General features: G+C 57.6%; 16 protein-coding genes. 6 read left to right on the plus strand and 10 right to left on the minus strand.

Going from position 1 to position 16,125, the window contains the following annotated elements; translation table 11 throughout:
* Window positions 1–154 precede the first annotated feature (154 nt).
* Together CXK96_RS04755 and sohB are read right to left on the minus strand one after the other, a co-directional pair.
* Window positions 155–1,144 carry a YhdH/YhfP family quinone oxidoreductase gene (locus tag CXK96_RS04755; protein WP_102835337.1) on the minus strand — a complete coding sequence of 330 codons (990 nt, stop codon included), beginning with the start codon at window positions 1,142–1,144 and terminating at the stop codon, window positions 155–157.
* A gap of 11 nt (window positions 1,145–1,155) precedes the next feature.
* Entirely contained in the window at window positions 1,156–2,181 is a 1,026-nt protein-coding gene (gene sohB, locus CXK96_RS04760; protein ID WP_102835338.1) for a protease SohB, read from the minus strand.
* Window positions 2,182–2,359: 178 nt separating this feature from the next.
* On the opposite strand from sohB, the gene CXK96_RS04765 reads away from it, so the two are divergent.
* The 4 genes from CXK96_RS04765 (at window position 2,360) to CXK96_RS04780 (ending at window position 5,552) form a co-directional block, all read left to right on the plus strand.
* The gene (locus tag CXK96_RS04765) at window positions 2,360–3,073 is read left to right on the plus strand and encodes a histidine phosphatase family protein (RefSeq protein WP_102835339.1); all 714 of its coding nucleotides are present in this window, start codon (window positions 2,360–2,362) and stop codon (window positions 3,071–3,073) included.
* Window positions 3,074–3,134: 61 nt separating this feature from the next.
* The gene (locus CXK96_RS04770) at window positions 3,135–3,449 is read left to right on the plus strand and encodes an SCP2 sterol-binding domain-containing protein (RefSeq protein ID WP_045427587.1); all 315 of its coding nucleotides are present in this window, start codon (window positions 3,135–3,137) and stop codon (window positions 3,447–3,449) included.
* Between the two features lie 239 nt (window positions 3,450–3,688).
* Window positions 3,689–4,756: a phosphotransferase family protein gene (locus CXK96_RS04775; protein WP_102835340.1), complete on the plus strand. Its 1,068-nt coding sequence runs from the start codon at window positions 3,689–3,691 to the stop codon at window positions 4,754–4,756.
* 28 nt (window positions 4,757–4,784) lie between these two features.
* Window positions 4,785–5,552, plus strand: coding sequence for an SDR family oxidoreductase (locus CXK96_RS04780; RefSeq protein ID WP_102835341.1), 768 nt, complete (start codon window positions 4,785–4,787; stop codon window positions 5,550–5,552).
* Between the two features lie 61 nt (window positions 5,553–5,613).
* On the opposite strand, the gene CXK96_RS04785 is transcribed toward CXK96_RS04780, so the two are convergent.
* On the minus strand, window positions 5,614–6,261 hold the full coding sequence (locus CXK96_RS04785; RefSeq protein ID WP_102835342.1) for a hypothetical protein: 648 nt from the start codon (window positions 6,259–6,261) through the stop codon (window positions 5,614–5,616).
* Window positions 6,262–6,483: 222 nt separating this feature from the next.
* Here CXK96_RS04785 and CXK96_RS04790 point away from each other — a divergent pair, with 222 nt between their 5' ends.
* On the plus strand, window positions 6,484–7,266 hold the full coding sequence (locus tag CXK96_RS04790; protein WP_102835343.1) for a TSUP family transporter: 783 nt from the start codon (window positions 6,484–6,486) through the stop codon (window positions 7,264–7,266).
* Here CXK96_RS04790 and nudC read toward each other — a convergent pair.
* The 7 genes from nudC to CXK96_RS04825 all read right to left on the minus strand — a co-directional run bounded on the left by nudC (window position 7,234) and on the right by CXK96_RS04825 (window position 15,155).
* Entirely contained in the window at window positions 7,234–8,067 is an 834-nt protein-coding gene (nudC, locus tag CXK96_RS04795; protein WP_102835344.1) for an NAD(+) diphosphatase, read from the minus strand. The genes CXK96_RS04790 and nudC overlap by 33 nt on opposite strands.
* Window positions 8,067–9,749 carry a ferrous iron transporter B gene (locus CXK96_RS04800; RefSeq protein ID WP_102835345.1) on the minus strand — a complete coding sequence of 561 codons (1,683 nt, stop codon included), beginning with the start codon at window positions 9,747–9,749 and terminating at the stop codon, window positions 8,067–8,069. Before CXK96_RS04800 ends, nudC begins: the two co-directional genes overlap by 1 nt.
* Window positions 9,750–9,786: 37 nt before the next feature.
* The gene (locus CXK96_RS04805) at window positions 9,787–10,599 is read right to left on the minus strand and encodes a crotonase/enoyl-CoA hydratase family protein (RefSeq protein ID WP_102835346.1); all 813 of its coding nucleotides are present in this window, start codon (window positions 10,597–10,599) and stop codon (window positions 9,787–9,789) included.
* Window positions 10,600–10,797: 198 nt separating this feature from the next.
* Entirely contained in the window at window positions 10,798–13,044 is a 2,247-nt protein-coding gene (locus tag CXK96_RS04810) for an Orn/Lys/Arg decarboxylase N-terminal domain-containing protein (RefSeq protein ID WP_102835347.1), read from the minus strand.
* Between the two features lie 111 nt (window positions 13,045–13,155).
* The gene (gene dnaQ / locus CXK96_RS04815; RefSeq protein ID WP_102835348.1) at window positions 13,156–13,917 is read right to left on the minus strand and encodes a DNA polymerase III subunit epsilon; all 762 of its coding nucleotides are present in this window, start codon (window positions 13,915–13,917) and stop codon (window positions 13,156–13,158) included.
* A 12-nt stretch (window positions 13,918–13,929) separates the two neighbouring features.
* Window positions 13,930–14,382, minus strand: coding sequence for a ribonuclease HI (gene rnhA / locus CXK96_RS04820; RefSeq protein WP_102835349.1), 453 nt, complete (start codon window positions 14,380–14,382; stop codon window positions 13,930–13,932).
* A 17-nt stretch (window positions 14,383–14,399) separates the two neighbouring features.
* Window positions 14,400–15,155 carry a class I SAM-dependent methyltransferase gene (locus CXK96_RS04825; RefSeq protein ID WP_102835350.1) on the minus strand — a complete coding sequence of 252 codons (756 nt, stop codon included), beginning with the start codon at window positions 15,153–15,155 and terminating at the stop codon, window positions 14,400–14,402.
* A gap of 112 nt (window positions 15,156–15,267) precedes the next feature.
* Here CXK96_RS04825 and gloB point away from each other — a divergent pair, with 112 nt between their 5' ends.
* Window positions 15,268–16,047 carry a hydroxyacylglutathione hydrolase gene (gloB, locus tag CXK96_RS04830; protein ID WP_102835351.1) on the plus strand — a complete coding sequence of 260 codons (780 nt, stop codon included), beginning with the start codon at window positions 15,268–15,270 and terminating at the stop codon, window positions 16,045–16,047.
* Window positions 16,048–16,125: the final 78 nt, after the last annotated feature.

Raw genomic sequence — 16,125 nt, forward strand, 5'->3', positions numbered from 1 at the left:
ACCGAACGCTGCCTTGATTTTCTCGGCCAGTATTTTCATGAGCGGCTCCTGCTATGTTGAAATAGCGTTAGCTTCGCTCAATCGATAAAGGCTGATAAATCGTTTTTGACTATGCTCAACAAGCAAAATGCTAATGGCGCCAGAGCAGCCGCCATCAGTCGAGTCGAATCAATATCCTTCCAGTCTGTTGTCCTGCCAGGGTTCGTTCAATCGCTTCAGGCAACTGATCCAGCGAAATCTCCTGTACCAGGTCATCAAGATTAGGCAGCTTCCATTGCACGGAAAGCTTGTCCCACATGGACGCCTTCACGACCAACGGGATTTCAACCGAATCAACCCCTAACAGATTCACCCCACGCAGGATGAATGGCAGCACGCTGGCCTGAAAATTTGTTCCGGCGGTTAGGCCGCAACAGGCGACACTCCCGCCACGTCGCAGTGACTTCACTGCGTTGAACAATATGTCGCCGCCCACCGTATCGACCGCTCCCGCCCATTGTTCTTTGAGCAACGGCTTCTCGGTACCGGCCTGCAGCGCACTACGCCCAACGATTTCCGTAGCGCCAAGCTTGCGAAGGAAGTCGCCTTGCTCAGCCTTGCCCGTCACTGCGGCCACCCTGTATCCAAGCTTGGACAGCAGGGCTATCGCAATGCTGCCGACACCCCCGGTCGCGCCTGTTACCAGGATCGGCGAATCAGTCGGTTCGAGACCTGCCTGTTCAAGCTTGTCTATGCATAGTGCAGCGGTCAGGCCGGCCGTTCCGAGAGCCATGGCCTCACGCAGAGACAGCCCGACCGGACGCTTTATCACCCACGCAGCTGGCACGCGAATGTATTGGCCGAAACCGCCCGACGTGTTCATCCCGAGGTCATAACCGGTGACGATGACTTCATCACCGACGGCAAAGTCGCTGACGCTTGACTCGGCGACAGTCCCAGCCGCATCGATACCCGGCGTATGTGGAAAATTGCGGGTGACGCCGCGGTTGCCACTCGCTGACAGGGCGTCCTTGTAGTTCAGCGAAGAGAAGCTGACGCGTATTAGCACCTCTCCAGCCGGCAAATCATTGGTGTCCCGCTCGATCACGCTTGTTTCGAAACGCCCGTCGGTCTCGTTGGTTTGCAGTGCTTTAAAACGAGCCATCAGTAAACCCCTTATTGCCAAAAACGTTGTTCATTGAGACGGGTCCAGCCTTTCAACACACCGTGCTCAAGAGCGGCGCTTGCAGCCATGCCGAATCGCTCAGGCAGACTTTTCTTCTCTGCATAATGCAGCTGAAACAGGTCAGCCTCATGTGCGCGGGAAGCCAGGTATTCATCGCTGGTCTGCAACTCATCAACCAGTTGCTTGCCGAGCGCCGCAATTCCGAGCCATACCTCGCCGGTAGCGACATCATCGATACTCAGCTGCTGGCGATACCGCGCAACGAAGTTCTTGAACAGCTCATGTGTCGTTTCAAGATCATCCTGGAATTTCTCCCGGCCTTTTTCAGTGTTTTCACCGAATATGGTCAGGGTCCGCTTGTACTCACCTGCAGTCAGCACTTCGACATCGACGTCATGCTTCTTCAACAACCGATGGAGATTGGGCAATTGCGCAACGACGCCGATGGAGCCAAGAATTGCAAAAGGTGCGCTGAGAATCTTCTGACCTATACAGGCCATCATGTAGCCACCACTGGCAGCCACCTTATCGACACACACCGTCAGTGGCACGCCGGCATCACGGATACGCACCAGCTGTGACGCTGCAAGACCGTAACCGTGGACCATCCCCCCGCCGCTTTCAAGGCGCAAGACGACTTCATCCTGCGGAGTGGCCATGGTCAGTAGAGCGGTAATTTCGTGACGAAGACTCTCGACCGCCGATGCTTTTATATCCCCATCAAAATCGAGCACGAAGACTCGCGAACGACTTTCTGGATGTTTCTTGGCCAGCTTGGCAGCCTTGGCCTCCTGCTTGCGCTGTAGTTTCAGCTGATCCTTTTCGATGATCGATTGCTCGAGGCGCTCGCGCATCGACTTGTAGAAATCGTTGAGCTTGTGTACCTCCAGATGGCCACCCGACTGCTTGGACCGGCCACGACGCAGCGAGGCAAGCGCAATCAGCACCACAAGCACGGCGGCTACCAGCGTTACTGTCTTCGCCAGAAAGCTTGCATAGTCAGCAAGAAATTCCACAGATCCTCCTCATTCACCACGACCGCCAGCAGAAACCTGAGTGGCGAAAATCGTTCAAGCATACCGATTAGGACGCCGCCTGAGCCAGCAGAAGCAGATTCAAACGAACGTATGATTTATCGTTGACACTCTAGGACGATCCCCCTACGCTCGCGAAAACTGAGTCCCGGAGCAGCGCATGGGCAGTATCTACCTGATCAGACATGGCCAGGCGTCGTTCGGCGCAGAAAACTATGATGTTTTGTCCCCGCTCGGATTCCAGCAATCTGCAGCGCTGGGGGACTATCTGGACCAAATGGGCATTCGCTTCGACCGCTGCGTAAGCGGGGAGTTGAACCGACAGCAAGATACAGCTCGCGCGACGCTCCAACAGATGAGTTCTCGTGTCGAAAGCCAGCTACCACCTTTGGTGATTGACGCAGCCTTCAATGAGTTTCGCGCTGATGAGGTGATTCGTGCCCATATGGACGATCTACTGGCCGTCGAACCGGGTGCCATGCAGGTCTTTGCCAATGCGGCCAATCATCGCGCCGAGTTCCAACGACTTTTCAAATATGTCATCCAGCGATGGGTTTCAGGCGACCACGAAAAACAGGGCCTTGAAAGCTGGCAGAGTTTCGTAAACGGCGTACGGGCTGGATTGAGCCGTCTACTCGAACAGGCAGACAAGAAGGATAACATCGCTGTTTTCACATCTGGCGGCACGATCACGGCGCTGCTGCAATTGATCATCGGCGTATCGCCCATCAAGGCATTCGAATTGAACTGGCAGATCGTCAACACGTCGCTCAGCCGCTTGAAGTATCGGGATCAGGATGTAGCGCTGGCTTCGTTTAATAGTCACGCACACCTGGAACTGCTGAAGAATCCGGAGCTCGTCACCTATAGATAAGCTCCTGCCAGCTGCGGCTCAAGCCGCACGCTTTTCCCACGACAATAAAGGGTCATATCCGATGAGCAATGTCGACGAAACCATCCAGGGCATGAAGGCCAAATTCAATCCCAGCGCTGCTGCCGGTCTGGATCTGGTTTTCCAGTTCAACATCACCGATGCCGAAAACTACTACCTGGTCGTAAAAGATGGCACCTGTGATTTCCACAAGGGCGAATCGGCCGACGCCAACGTTACGCTGATCATGGATAGCGAAACCATGCAGGGCGTCATCAGTGGTGAAACCGACGGTATGCAGGCCTTCATGGCAGGCAAGCTGCGCGCCGAGGGTGACATGATGCTCGCGCTGAAGCTGAGCGAACTGTTTCCGGCCTGATCTGCCGGAATGAAAAAGCCGAAGTCCCGCGACTTCGGCTTTTTTATGCGCTTTTTCTAGTGTTTTCCGCGCATCAGGCACCTTGATTACGCGGCAACACCCCGGCCAATAACGGCCGACTTCCCTTGGTGATGCCAGATGGGCGCATTAGATTAGAGATGTCGAATGGTCAGTGGCGCCGAGGTTAGACGGCAGCCGAAACTGGTCATTGAGGCATCGATTACAGAAAAGGGAAAAGCATGGCGCTTACCGATCAGACCAGCCGCATACGCGACGGCGAAGAACTGCCCACCGAGGCCATCGACCAGTACCTGAAAGCCCAAATTCCAGGGCTGGAAGGGATGCCGACTATTTCACAGTTCCCAGGCGGCGCGTCCAACCTGACCTATCTGCTGGAATATCCAAAGCAGGAATTCGTACTCCGCCGCCCTCCCTTTGGGCACAAAGCCAAGTCGGCCCACGATATGGGCCGCGAATACCGAATTCTCAACCAGCTAAACGCTGGCTTTCCGTACTGTCCGAAGGCCTACGCCTACTGCACCGACGAGGCGGTTATCGGTGCAGAGTTTTATGTCATGGAGCGGGTCAAGGGCATCATTCTTCGCGAGGACATGCCCGCCGAGCTGGGTTTCACGGCGGAGCAAACCACCGCGCTATGCAAGAGTTTCATCGATAAGTTTGTCGACCTGCACAACGTCGACTACAACGCATGCAGTCTAGGCGACCTGGGCAAGCCAGAAGGTTACGTCCAGCGGCAGATAAATGGCTGGATCGATCGGTATGAGCGCGCAATCACGGCTGACGCGCCCGGTTGGGAGCCGGTCAAGGCTTGGCTGCGGGACAAGATGCCAGACGATCACCCCAAGCCTGGCATCATCCACAACGACTACCGCTTCGATAATGTAATCCTCAGTCCAGATAACCCGATGGAAATCATTGGCGTCCTCGATTGGGAGATGACAACCCTGGGCGATCCACTCATGGATCTCGGCAATACGCTGGCCTACTGGATCGAAGCAACTGACCCGCCGCCGATGCAGCTGATTCGCAAGCAGCCGAGCAATGCGCCCGGCATGCTGACTCGCCAGCAGTTTGTCGATTACTACGCTGAGCGTGCCGGTATTCGCATCGACAACTTCGATTATTACTACACCTATGGCCTGTTCCGCCTGGCGGCCATCGTGCAACAAATTTACTACCGCTTTTTCCACGGTCAGACCCAGGACAAGCGATTCGCAAAATTCGTACAAATGAACGCCCTGCTCGAGCAAGTGAGCCTGCAGGTTATTAACAACTCGAAGCTGTAACACAGCTCACCAAGAGGAAATCGACTCCATGAGCAAGACCACCCTGTTCGACCTGGACGGCAAAATTGCATTCGTATCTGGCGCCAGCCGCGGCATCGGCGAAGCCATCGCCAAACTGCTGGCGCAGCAAGGGGCCCACGTTATCGTTTCCAGCCGCAAGATCGAAGGCTGCCAAGCGGTTGCTGATGCCATCAATGCTGACGGCGGAAAGGCTACTGCAGTCGCTTGCCATATTGGTGAGCTCGAACAGATTCAGACCGTATTCGCTCAAATCCGCGAACAGTTCGGTCGGCTGGATATCCTGGTTAACAACGCGGCTACCAACCCGCAGTTCTGCCACATCCTCGACACGGACGTATCGGCCTTCCAGAAGACTGTTGACGTGAATATCCGCGGCTATTTCTTCATGTCAGTCGAGGCCGGCAAGTTGATGCGTGAGCATGGCGGCGGAAGCATTATTAACGTGGCATCAATCAATGGCGTCACCCCGGGCAACTTCCAGGGCATCTATTCCATCACCAAGGCAGCGGTGATCAACATGACCAAGGCCTTCGCCAAAGAGTGCGCGCCACAGGGTATCCGTTGCAACGCCTTGCTTCCGGGTCTCACCGATACCAAGTTCGCCTCGGCTCTGGTCAAGAACGATTCGATTCGCGAAGAAGCGCTACGTCACATTCCGCTGCACCGTGTCGCTGACCCAAGCGAAATGGCGGGCGCTGTGCTTTATCTCGCCAGCGACGCATCAAGCTACACCACTGGCTTGTCGCTCAACGTGGACGGCGGCTACCTCGCCTGATTTGTGCCGACGTGAAAAAGGGAACCTTCGGGTTCCCTTTCTTCTGTGCAACGTTCCACCGCTACCAGCCCTTCATTGCCTGCTCTGCTGCTACGCTGGCCGGTTTCGCTAACAGGCCGGTTGGCGCCATTTCGACCGTATAGACGGCGCCATCTACCATCGGCAGATAGCTAACCCTGCGCAATTGCGCCTCAAGCATCAGCGGAGCGCATTGGCACTGATTTAACCACGCCCAGAAATCCACCCCTGCCCAGCTGTTCCCCAACTGTACGTAAGGATGGCGCGCCTGATCTTGTTGCTCCACCGCGAGGTAGCGGCCAGAGAGCCGTTCCAGCCGATAGCCTGGCTCCAGCCCAATGAGCGCAGCCAGCCCTTTCCAGTGAAGCGCCCGCACGTCGAACTGCCAGAGATTACCTTCCAGCGTGACGAAGCGAGTAGTTTGTCCCTCTTGCACCTTCACCTGATAACGCTGCTGACCATCGGCCTGAAAGGTCAGCGAAACCAGCGGCGAGCTGTGCCCCAGCGACTGGTAGGTGGTGACATCCCAGGCGACTAGCCCCACCAGGCCAGCCAGCGAAAGTACCAGCATCCCTAGAGTGCCGCGTAGCCAGCCCAGCAACCATTGCCCACCTGCGAGCATCCGCGCCGCAACAAGGGCAGTGACGATTGCGAGCAACGCAACAACCACTGCAAGCCCGACATATTGCATTGATCGACATTCCCACAGAAATCCAAGAGGGCATTATCGATACGGGCAATCGGAGCAGCCAGCGCCAGAACGGAACACTGGAGACGAGTCGACATTCTGCTGTTGGCCATCTGCCTAAGCGATCGATACCGCAACCTTCTGAGCGACTTGTTGTTGGCGCCCAGGAAGCACAGCCGGCATGATGCCTTACCCTCTTTGCCGATTTTGTTATGAGTGTTCAACATGCTGATGTTTGAGCTTGCGACGGACCCAATGGTATTGGCCGCCCTCATGGCCGTAGCCTTTCTTGCCGGCTTTATCGATGCCATCGCCGGTGGGGGTGGTTTGCTGACACTGCCTGCGCTGCTTACGGCGGGCTTGCCGCCGCATCTGGTGCTAGGCACCAATAAACTGTGCGCAACCTTTGGTTCGGCTACGGCAAGCTTCACCTTTTATCGCAGGAAACTGTTCCATCTACGGCAATGGCGCTCCGCGCTTTTGGCAACCGCCATCGGGGCGGCGCTCGGCGCGGGATTGGCCCACATGATCCCAGCGCGTTGGCTCAATCAGGTGCTGCCTTTGGTGGTATTTGCCTGCGGCCTGTATCTGCTTTTCGGGCGGGTACCGACCACACCTCGAACGGACGCCTTGCCAGTAGACGTACGCAGACAGTGGCCACAAGGCCTGACACTAGGCTTCTATGACGGTATAGCAGGCCCCGGCACAGGAGCTTTCTGGACCGTCAGCAACATGCTGCTCTACCCGCTCGACTTGCTAAAAGCTAGCGGAGTGGCTCGCAGCATGAATTTTGTCAGCAACGGTGTTGCACTTGCCGTGTTCATTGCCGGCGGGCAGGTCGCCTGGGGGCTGGGGATCGGTATGGGGCTGGCGCTGATGGTCGGCGCATACCTGGGGGCACGCACGGCAATTCAGGGTGGGTCGAAATTCATTCGGCCGATCTTTATCTCGGTAGTGCTTATCCTGAGTCTGCGGCTAGCTTGGCAGCACTGGTTCGGGGCGGCCTAAACGCCGAGCGAGATAGAGGTCAATCAAATAACGGGCGATGGATTTTGGAGCCGGCAACGCAGGCAGGTCGTGGATGGAAAACCAGCCCGCATCCTCAATCTCCTCAGGCTGCATCACTATCTCTCCCGCTGCGTACTCGGCGTGAAAGCCGAGCATCAACGAGTGCGGAAACGGCCAACCCTGACTGCAGATATACCTGGGCTCAGCAATCGATACACCAACCTCCTCGTGTACTTCCCGCCTGACGCACTGCTCGACTGACTCTCCGGGCTCAACGAACCCTGCAAGAGTGCTGTATACGCCAGGAGCAAAGCGCGGTGAGCGGGCGAGGAGCAGCTCGTCGCCACGGGTCACCAAGACGATCATGCTTGGCGAGATACGAGGATAGTGATGAATGCCGCAACTCTCACACTGCATTGCACGCTCGGTAGCATGCTGGCGCATCGGGTTGCCGCAGCTGCCGCAGAAGCGGTGATGGTTTGCCCAGGTGCCAATCTGCGCAGCGAAACCGAGCATACGAAACCTTTCGATATCGTCATCCTGCATCATGAATTGACGCAGCCCCTGCCAGCCCGAGCCAGGCACTTCGACAGGGTGGGCCAACTCCATGAGAAATACCTGGTCACCATCGAAATAACCCAGGCCCTGCTCGCTGAGCAACGGCAACTCGAGGCGCTTTAACCAATCCCTGGGGAACAGAACGCCATTCGCGTCACAGAGGAACCCCTGTTGGCAATGCACGACTGCCCATCCGCCTCCGGCTGCCGGATCGAGCAGCGCCGGCTGCCACCGTAAACTCATCAGGCGGCCACCGGAAGGCCCAGTGCGCGGACACTTTCGGTTGCGAGATCCAATACGCTGACGCGTGAGTCATCACGCCGCAATATCGCACCGCCGTCGAGGTAATACTCGAGGCTGGTCAACGCATCGGCTAGGGTTTCTAGCATTTGCTCTGGTGGCATCTGCACGCCCTCAAGCATCTGTTTTTGAATGAAGTCCGCACACGCGCCAATCAAGTCTGCGGCGCGATCTTGCTCTAGAAAACGCAGCCCTCCACGAACAGCCATCAAGCTGAAAGGGACGTTGGCCAAATGCAACTTCTCACCATTGGATTCCAGATAGGCTGTGATGGCTCGCTTGGCCAAGGCCAGCCCAGCCGTCGCCTCGCCGATAACGACAATACAGGCTTCGGTGAGCTGATGGTTGGCGAAGGCTTCAGCCTCTTGGCCCGGCTGCGCTATATGAGGCCGCGAATCATAACGCTCGCCGCGCTCCAGGCTAGCAACCATGCTCTCGACGTAGAGCACCGCATCAGCCAGTTTCAGCAACGCCTGGGGCTCGGGCAACTGCTCAACGCTCCAGCCGGAAACCACTGACAGCTGAGCATGGAGGGTGCTCGATGCGGAGGACAAGCCCACCATCCCCAATGTCTTTGCCAGCTTGCCGAGCAGACTGTGCAGGTTCGGATAAGACTCAGCCGGTGCGGTCTGGCGCTCGATCAGGTCGAGCAAGTCTTTGAGACTTGCCAGCTCTTCGCGGATCGCCGAGGACAACGAGCGCATTACGGCCTGCCCCGGGCCGGCCAGACGCTGTGACTCGTCCTCAAGAAGATGATCGGTGAAGGGTAACGAACCAAGCGAAAACGTTTCACGGACCTGACGTGCTAATGGTCCACTGCTTTCGGCCAACGCAACGAGATAAAGCAGTTCTTTGAGCAGCACCCGTGGCGGTTCATAGGCATCATGACTGCTGAGCTGCCGAAGTTCTCGGTCAAGCCTGGAGAATAAGTGCTTACGTGATTGGCGAGGCAACAACTGTCCATCCAATTGGGCCTCCACCGCTGCGCTCCCTAACCAACACAGGCGACCACCCGCGGTGTTGGCGAACAGCAGATCCAAGCGACCCAGCGCTCGCGCCATCAGCTTTAGACTTGCCGATGCATTATCTTCCCGAATGAAGCCGAGCAGGCCAACCTGATACATTTGGCGCAACCGCCGCGCTTCGGCCGCACGCGTTGTTGGCTGGCGCACCGCGGCCTCAATCGGCGGACGCGCATGGTCGAGACGAACGCTAAAGAAGAAACTCTCGGGAAGTGGCGACTGCCCACTGACCAACCGCAATGCATTGATCGGTGGCAGCAGCAGTTCGGGCATTTCCTGTCGACTGGCGTCGACGCTTTCCAGATAACGTCCGAGGACATAAAGCGCGTTGCTCAGCGACGCCAGTTGAGTATCCCGATCCTCCCCAGCGCCTACAGGGATGTCTGTCGCCAGCTGAAGAATTTCCTGTGCGAGCAGTTCGGCACCGGTAAGCTCGATGAGCCGCAGGGTTCCGCGAACCTGCTTGAGATTCTCGACAGCCTGTTGCAACAGGCTGCCGTTGTTCCTGTCGATGATGAAATGCTCGAGGCTCTGCTCGGCTTCCTCCATGGTAGCGAACAGCTCATCGCGAACCAGGCTGAGTGAAGTTGCTCCGGTAACCATGCCTAGCGCGCCTCCCGCGCAACGTTTGAATGATGCATCAGTCAGCGAAATCCGGCTTCTGCTTGCTCATATGGGCAGCCATCGCCACCTTCAGGTCCGCCGACTGAAGCATCGCTGCGTTCCAGGTGGCGATGTATTCGAGACCGTCATCGACACGGTGGTCGCGCATGTAGCGAATCATCTCCTTGGTGCCGCGAATGGCCACTGGCGACTTACTGGCGATATCTGCAGCCATAGCAAACACACCAGCCATAAGTGATGGCTGGTCAGGGTAAGTTCGATTGACCAGGCCGATGGACTCCGCTTCCTGGCCGTCAACGGTACGTCCGGTGTACGCAAGCTCACGCATCATGCCGTCGCCAATGATTCGCGGCAGACGCTGCAGCGTGCCAACATCCGCCGCCATGCCCATATCAATCTCTTTGATCGAAAATTGTGCGTTCAGCGTGCTGTAACGCATATCACAGGCGGCAATCAGATCGATCGCACCACCGATGCAATATCCCTGAATCGCCGCAATGACCGGCTTGCGGCAGCTATCCACCGCGTTGAACGAACTCTGAAGCTTGAGAATCTGGCGACGAAGGCGCTCGGCATTGCGACCGACATCGCTGCCCATCTGGCTCGCCGCCTGCGCCAACAATTGAAGGTCGATGCCGGCAGAAAAATGCTTGCCCTCGCCCGACAGCACCACCACTCGAATGTCATCCGTATCGTCGATCCGTTGGAATATGTCGACAATTTCGCTCCAGAATGCGGCATTCATGGCGTTGACCTTGTCAGGTCGATTAATCGCCACATGGGCGATCTTGTCTTTCAACTCCACACGAAAGGCTTGGTAGTCGGTCACGCTATCATCCTCGACAGCCGAGGCACTCAGTGCCTTAACGGGTTCGACAGCCCCATAGAAAGAGGACTGTACTCAGCCGAACAACTATAACAACAGCGAACTGAAAGTCGATGCGGGACGATGTGAAGCAGCCCACGCCCTCGCACATGATCTTCTTTGACAAGCCGTAATACCGGCCGGATTCAGCTTACTGGTGCGCTATCCCTCGAGGATGCAGTCGACGGTGTACCCACCAGGGTGCTCCTCGTGCTGCAGCCCATGCACATCAGCATCGAAGCCTGGAAACTGCGTGGCGAACCGCTGAGCGAAAGCCAGGTAATCGAGTATCGAGCGCGTTTCCGGGGTGAAGCGTTCACCCGGCATGATCAGGGGGATTCCTGGCGGGTACGGCACCAGCATGACTGCAGCGATACGGCCTTCTAATTCAGTAATGGGAACGGCCTCAACCTCGCCCCGTACCAACTTGTCGTAGGCATCGGCCGGCTTCATCGCCAATGCAGGCAGAGCGGTATACATTCGCCTCATGGCCCGCGCGGTGGCGTTGTCTCGGTAGCAATCGTGGAGCGAGTTGCACAGATCTCTCAACCCCATACCAAGGTATTGATTGCCTCCTGCCCGAGCTACGGTTGGAAGCGCATCGCACAACGGTACGTTGTCGTCGTAATGCCGCTTGAATTCAAGTAGCTCGGTCAGCAGTGTGCTCCACTTACCCTTAGTGATCCCCATGGAAAACAACACCAGGATGGAGTACAGACCGGTTTTCTCGACGACCAGCCCACGCTCCCAGAGAAACTTGCTGACCACAGCCGCCGGAATGCCCTGCTCGCTTAGTTTGCCATCAGCGGTAAGTCCTGGAGTCACCAAGGTGACCTTGATGGGATCAAGCAGCACGTAATCATCGGCGACATCCCCAAAACCATGCCACTCCGCTTCTGGCTGCAACAACCAGTCGCTGGTGACCAGCTCGTCCGCTCCATCCGCCTCGCCTGGCTGCCAGATACTGAACCACCAGTCCTCGGGCGCCAGATGCTGCCTGAGGTTAGCCAACGCGCGGCGAAAGCTCAGCGCTTCATCGAAAGTTTCTTGAATGAGGGAGCGCCCCGCGGGCCCTTCCATCATCGCCGAGGCGACATCGAGCGAGGCAAGGATGCCGTACTGCGGGGATGTGGAGATGTGCATCATGAAGGCCTCGTTGAAGCGATCACGATCCAGCTGACGCTGCTCACTGTCGAGTACATGAATCATTGATGCCTGACTGAATGCCGCAAGCACTTTGTGCGTCGAGTGAGTGGTGAATACCAGCGGGCCTTGCTCGCGGGTGTCCATCCCGTAGCGCCCGTCGTAAAACTCATGGAACGCGGCGTAGGCGTACCAGGCCTCGTCAAAATGCAGAACATCAACGCTGTTGCCGAGGGTCCGTTTGATCAGGTTGGCGTTGTAGCAAAGGCCGTCGTAGGTCGAGTTGGTTACGACCGCCAGCCTCACCCTGGGCGAACGACCACGGGTAAGCGGGTTGGCGTCGATCTTGGCCTGAATCGATTCTGGTGAGAACTCTTCGAGCGGAATCGGGCCAATGATGCCGAGTTCATTGCGTGACGGCGTTAGGTATAGCGGAATTGCACCGGTCATGATGATCGAGTGCAGTATCGACTTATGGCAGTTGCGATCAACCAGGACCAGGTCGTCCCGCGCCACCATCGAATGCCAAACGATCTTGTTGGCGGTCGAGGTTCCATTGATGACGAAGAACGTGTGGTCTGCGCCGAAATTGCGCGCCGCTCGAGCCTCGGCCGCCGCCAGCGGCCCCGTGTGGTCGAGCAGCGAACCGAGTTCAGGCACTGATACGGACAGATCAGAGCGCAACGTGTTTTCGCCAAAGAACTGGTGAAACGCCTGTCCGACCGGGCTTTTGCGAAAGGCGACGCCCCCACCATGGCCTGGTGTGTGCCAGGAGTAATTCGAATCACCTGTATGCTGCACCAGCGCCCGAAAGAAAGGTGGCAACAGACCGTCCAGATAGCTTCGGGCCGCCCGAGCGACCTGCCGCGCCAGGAACGGCACGGTGTCTTCAAACAGATAGAGCAAACCCCGCAGCTCATTCAGATCCGCCATGGCCTCGGCCGGCGCATTCTCGATGGTGATCTGCTCGCCAAGCGCAAAAATCGGCAGTTGAGGTGCGCGCCGCCGGGCAACCCGTATCAGGCCCACCACATCCTGCAATAGCCGCTGATTCTCGCCCGCGCCTTCTGCAGCAACCAGGATGCAAGCCAACCCGTGATGGGTGGAGGCCACAATTCGGCCTTCTGCGGCGCTGCCGGTGGGAAGAATGTGAAAGCCGTCCCGCTCAAGCTCGGCCGCTATTTCACGCACACGCTCACCAGCAACCGTATCGGCTTTGATGTCGCGATGAACAATAAGGACGGGGAATTTGAGGTCTTTATACATGGGGGTTTCCTGGAGACATTCATCTCCAGCGTAGAGGCTCCGCCCCCAAGCACCAAGCGAGAATTGTCACGCAGTGCCGACGCGCCCGATGTGCGCGTCGACATCAAGGCCTCAGGCTGGCAGTGCTTCAGGCTCGTCGCTGGCAGCCTGCTCCAACTGAAGCCAGAGAGGCGCTGTCCCCGCCGCCTTCTCGATTGCGCGCATGCGCACCTCATGGGCAGCGACCTCTTCCGCGCTGGCGCGGATCACCAAGGTACTGGCGCGGTCGGCTGGCAACCGACGGATCGGCGTAGCCTGTTGACGACCACCACTTTCTGAGTCGGCACCGTCACCGGCGAGGGACAGGTTGGTTTGCCCGCCGGTCATCGTCAGATAGACGTCGGCGAGAATCTCCGCATCGAGCAGCGCGCCATGCAGATCGCGGCCCGAGTTGTCGACACCATAGCGTTTGCACAACGCATCGAGGCTGTTGCGCTGGCCCGGGTGGCGTTCACGAGCCATCAGCAGGGTGTCGAGGATGCTGCAGTGATCGCTCAGCTCTGCACGGTCCTGCTGGCCAAGCAGCGCGAATTCGTTATTGATGAACCCGACATCAAACGCAGCGTTATGAATGATCAGCTGCGCGCCTTTTATGAATTCAAAGAACTCGTTGGCAACGTCCCGGAAGCGGGGCTTGTCGGTCAGGAAGTCGTTGGTGATTCCGTGAACGGCGATTGCACCCTCGTCCACTTCACGATCCGGCCGCAGATAAACGTGATAGTGCCGGCCGGTAAGGCGGCGGCCGATAACCTCGACACAGCCGATCTCGATGATCCGGTGACCATCGGTCACTGGCATGCCAGTGGTTTCGGTATCGAGTACTACGCTACGCATCTTTCAACTCACTCAAGCTGGTTGTCGTTTGGCTTGCACTACGCCGCGATTGGCCAGAAGATCAGCGCGCTCGTTTCCGGGGTGGCCAGTATGCCCACGGACCCACTGCCAACTTACCTGGTGACGGCTAACCTGCTCGTCCAGCAACCGCCAGAGATCGGCATTTTTGACAGGCTGTTTGGCGGCAGTCTTCCAGCCACGCTTCTTCCAATTAGGCATCCAGTCATTGATGCCCTGCATGACGTATTGGGAATCGGTCACCAGCTTGACCTGGCAAGACCGCTTCAGCTCTTCGAGCGCACGGATGGCAGCCATCAACTCCATGCGGTTGTTGGTGGTTTCCGCCTCGCCACCCCAGAGCTCTCGCTCCACGCCCTTGTAGACGAGCAGTGCGCCCCAGCCACCCGGACCCGGATTGCCCTTGCAGGCACCGTCCGTGTATATCTCGACCGTTTCGTCACTCATAAGGAATTCTTTGACTATTAGTGTTCGGCATCGCGGCGACTGACCTTCGCCACGGGCATTGGTAGTAGCTGCCCCATTCGCTCTCGACGGCTTTGCCGCACGGGTCGAAGGCCTACCATAAGCTTTCTTGCCACAAGCATGTAGAAGCCACCGGTAGGCAGCTGCGACCTTTGTCCCGCAGTTTCCAGGCCGGACAACCGCGTGCGCCACTGGCGCGACGAAAGCGGCGGACAATAGCATCCGAACTGTCGTTTCTCCAGCGAGAATCCAAGCAGGTTCAACCAGTCGTTCACTCGGGTCGGACGAATGCAACGCGCATGGCGAAACCCCTTGCGTGACAGCAGACGAGTCGCCCCCCAGGCACTCCATGGATTGATCCCGACGATCAACAAATGCCCTCCTGGCCGCACGCTGCGGGCCGCCTCGCGCAGCAGGGCGTGCGGCGACAGACTGAAGTCCAGGCCATGCTGAAGCACAACGACGTCTGCAGCATGTTCGCCGATGGGCCAGGATTGCTCCTCGCAAATGATGTCGACACCCGCAAGTGGCGGACCTACCCGAACGCTGCGCTTGATCTTCTGCGGTTCGATCAGGGCATTGGCGAAGGGCCCGTAATGCACAAGATAGCTGCCGAAACACCGAGACAGCTGCTGATTGATCACACGCTGCTCATGCTCAAGCAGCTGTCGCCCTGATGGGCCATCGAACCAGGCACTGGCTTTATTCATCAGCGACAGCCAGCGTTCGTCCGACTTGGTACAAGACTCACTCATGGCTAGCCTCCATTCGTCGGTTGGGCCGACCCGATCAATGAGTCCGATCGGTTCAACTCTCCAGTTCGGCTGTTAGGATGCGCTTTTGCTATTGAATTGGCGACCCGTGCATATGTTGAAAATAGACGCTCTGCCCGCCTTCACCGACAACTACATCTGGATGCTGCAGGATCCACAACGCCGGCTCTGCGCTGCGGTAGATCCGGGTGAGGCGGGCCCAGTTGAGAAATGGCTCGATACTCGCCCCGGCTGGCAACTGACCGACATTCTGATCACTCATCACCACCATGATCATGTAGGTGGCGTTGAGCAGCTCAAAGCCAGATACGCCCCCACGGTCCACGGCCCGGCGATGGAAAAGATTCCAGCGAGGGATGAAGCGCTGGTCGATGGACAGCGCATTCGCATCCTCGACCATGAGCTGGACGTATTCGAGGTCCCAGGACATACCAGCGGTCACATCGCCTATTTTCATGATGATGCTCAACACCCGTGGCTTTTGAGTGGCGATACGCTGTTTGCCGCTGGTTGTGGCCGTCTGTTCGAGGGCACCGCCAGTCAAATGTTCCGGTCACTGCAGAGGCTTGCCGCGCTGCCTGCGTCTACCAAGGTGTACTGCACACATGAGTACACCTTGAGCAATCTACGGTTTGCCCAGGCGGTCGAGCCGGAAAACCAAGACATCGCCGGACGTCTCGAACAGGTCACCCGCCAGCGCGAGGAAAAGCGCTTCACCCTCCCCTCTGAGCTGAGCATCGAGCAGGCCACCAACCCCTTCCTGCGTTGCAGCGAGCCGTCAGTTATAGCTGCAGCCAGTCGACATGCAGATCGCTCGCTGGAAACAGCGGAAGCTGTCTTTGCGGTCCTTCGAGGGTGGAAAGACAGCTTTTGATGAAGATCGACCAGTCGCCAAAAACCAAGGCATTGGGTTGACCCACCGGAACGGCATTCCTACACTCGCTCGAATTTG

It is taken from the genome of Stutzerimonas stutzeri (assembly GCF_002890895.1).
In the GTDB taxonomy this organism is placed as follows: Bacteria; Pseudomonadota; Gammaproteobacteria; order Pseudomonadales; family Pseudomonadaceae; genus Stutzerimonas; species Stutzerimonas stutzeri_AB.

What these genes read in the sequence shown, in the direction of transcription:
- CXK96_RS04755 (WP_102835337.1), bottom strand. Translation starts at nt 1,144, where the DNA reads ATGGCTCGTTTTAAAGCACTGCAAACCAACGAGACCGACGGGCGTTTC.
- CXK96_RS04765 (WP_102835339.1), top strand. Translation starts at nt 2,360, where the DNA reads ATGGGCAGTATCTACCTGATCAGACATGGCCAGGCGTCGTTCGGCGCA.
- CXK96_RS04770 (WP_045427587.1), top strand. Translation starts at nt 3,135, where the DNA reads ATGAGCAATGTCGACGAAACCATCCAGGGCATGAAGGCCAAATTCAAT.
- CXK96_RS04775 (WP_102835340.1), top strand. Translation starts at nt 3,689, where the DNA reads ATGGCGCTTACCGATCAGACCAGCCGCATACGCGACGGCGAAGAACTG.
- CXK96_RS04780 (WP_102835341.1), top strand. Translation starts at nt 4,785, where the DNA reads ATGAGCAAGACCACCCTGTTCGACCTGGACGGCAAAATTGCATTCGTA.
- CXK96_RS04785 (WP_102835342.1), bottom strand. Translation starts at nt 6,261, where the DNA reads ATGCAATATGTCGGGCTTGCAGTGGTTGTTGCGTTGCTCGCAATCGTC.
- CXK96_RS04790 (WP_102835343.1), top strand. Translation starts at nt 6,484, where the DNA reads ATGCTGATGTTTGAGCTTGCGACGGACCCAATGGTATTGGCCGCCCTC.
- nudC (WP_102835344.1), bottom strand. Translation starts at nt 8,067, where the DNA reads ATGAGTTTACGGTGGCAGCCGGCGCTGCTCGATCCGGCAGCCGGAGGC.
- CXK96_RS04800 (WP_102835345.1), bottom strand. Translation starts at nt 9,749, where the DNA reads ATGGTTACCGGAGCAACTTCACTCAGCCTGGTTCGCGATGAGCTGTTC.
- CXK96_RS04810 (WP_102835347.1), bottom strand. Translation starts at nt 13,044, where the DNA reads ATGTATAAAGACCTCAAATTCCCCGTCCTTATTGTTCATCGCGACATC.
- dnaQ (WP_102835348.1), bottom strand. Translation starts at nt 13,917, where the DNA reads ATGCGTAGCGTAGTACTCGATACCGAAACCACTGGCATGCCAGTGACC.
- rnhA (WP_102835349.1), bottom strand. Translation starts at nt 14,382, where the DNA reads ATGAGTGACGAAACGGTCGAGATATACACGGACGGTGCCTGCAAGGGC.
- CXK96_RS04825 (WP_102835350.1), bottom strand. Translation starts at nt 15,155, where the DNA reads ATGAGTGAGTCTTGTACCAAGTCGGACGAACGCTGGCTGTCGCTGATG.
- gloB (WP_102835351.1), top strand. Translation starts at nt 15,268, where the DNA reads ATGTTGAAAATAGACGCTCTGCCCGCCTTCACCGACAACTACATCTGG.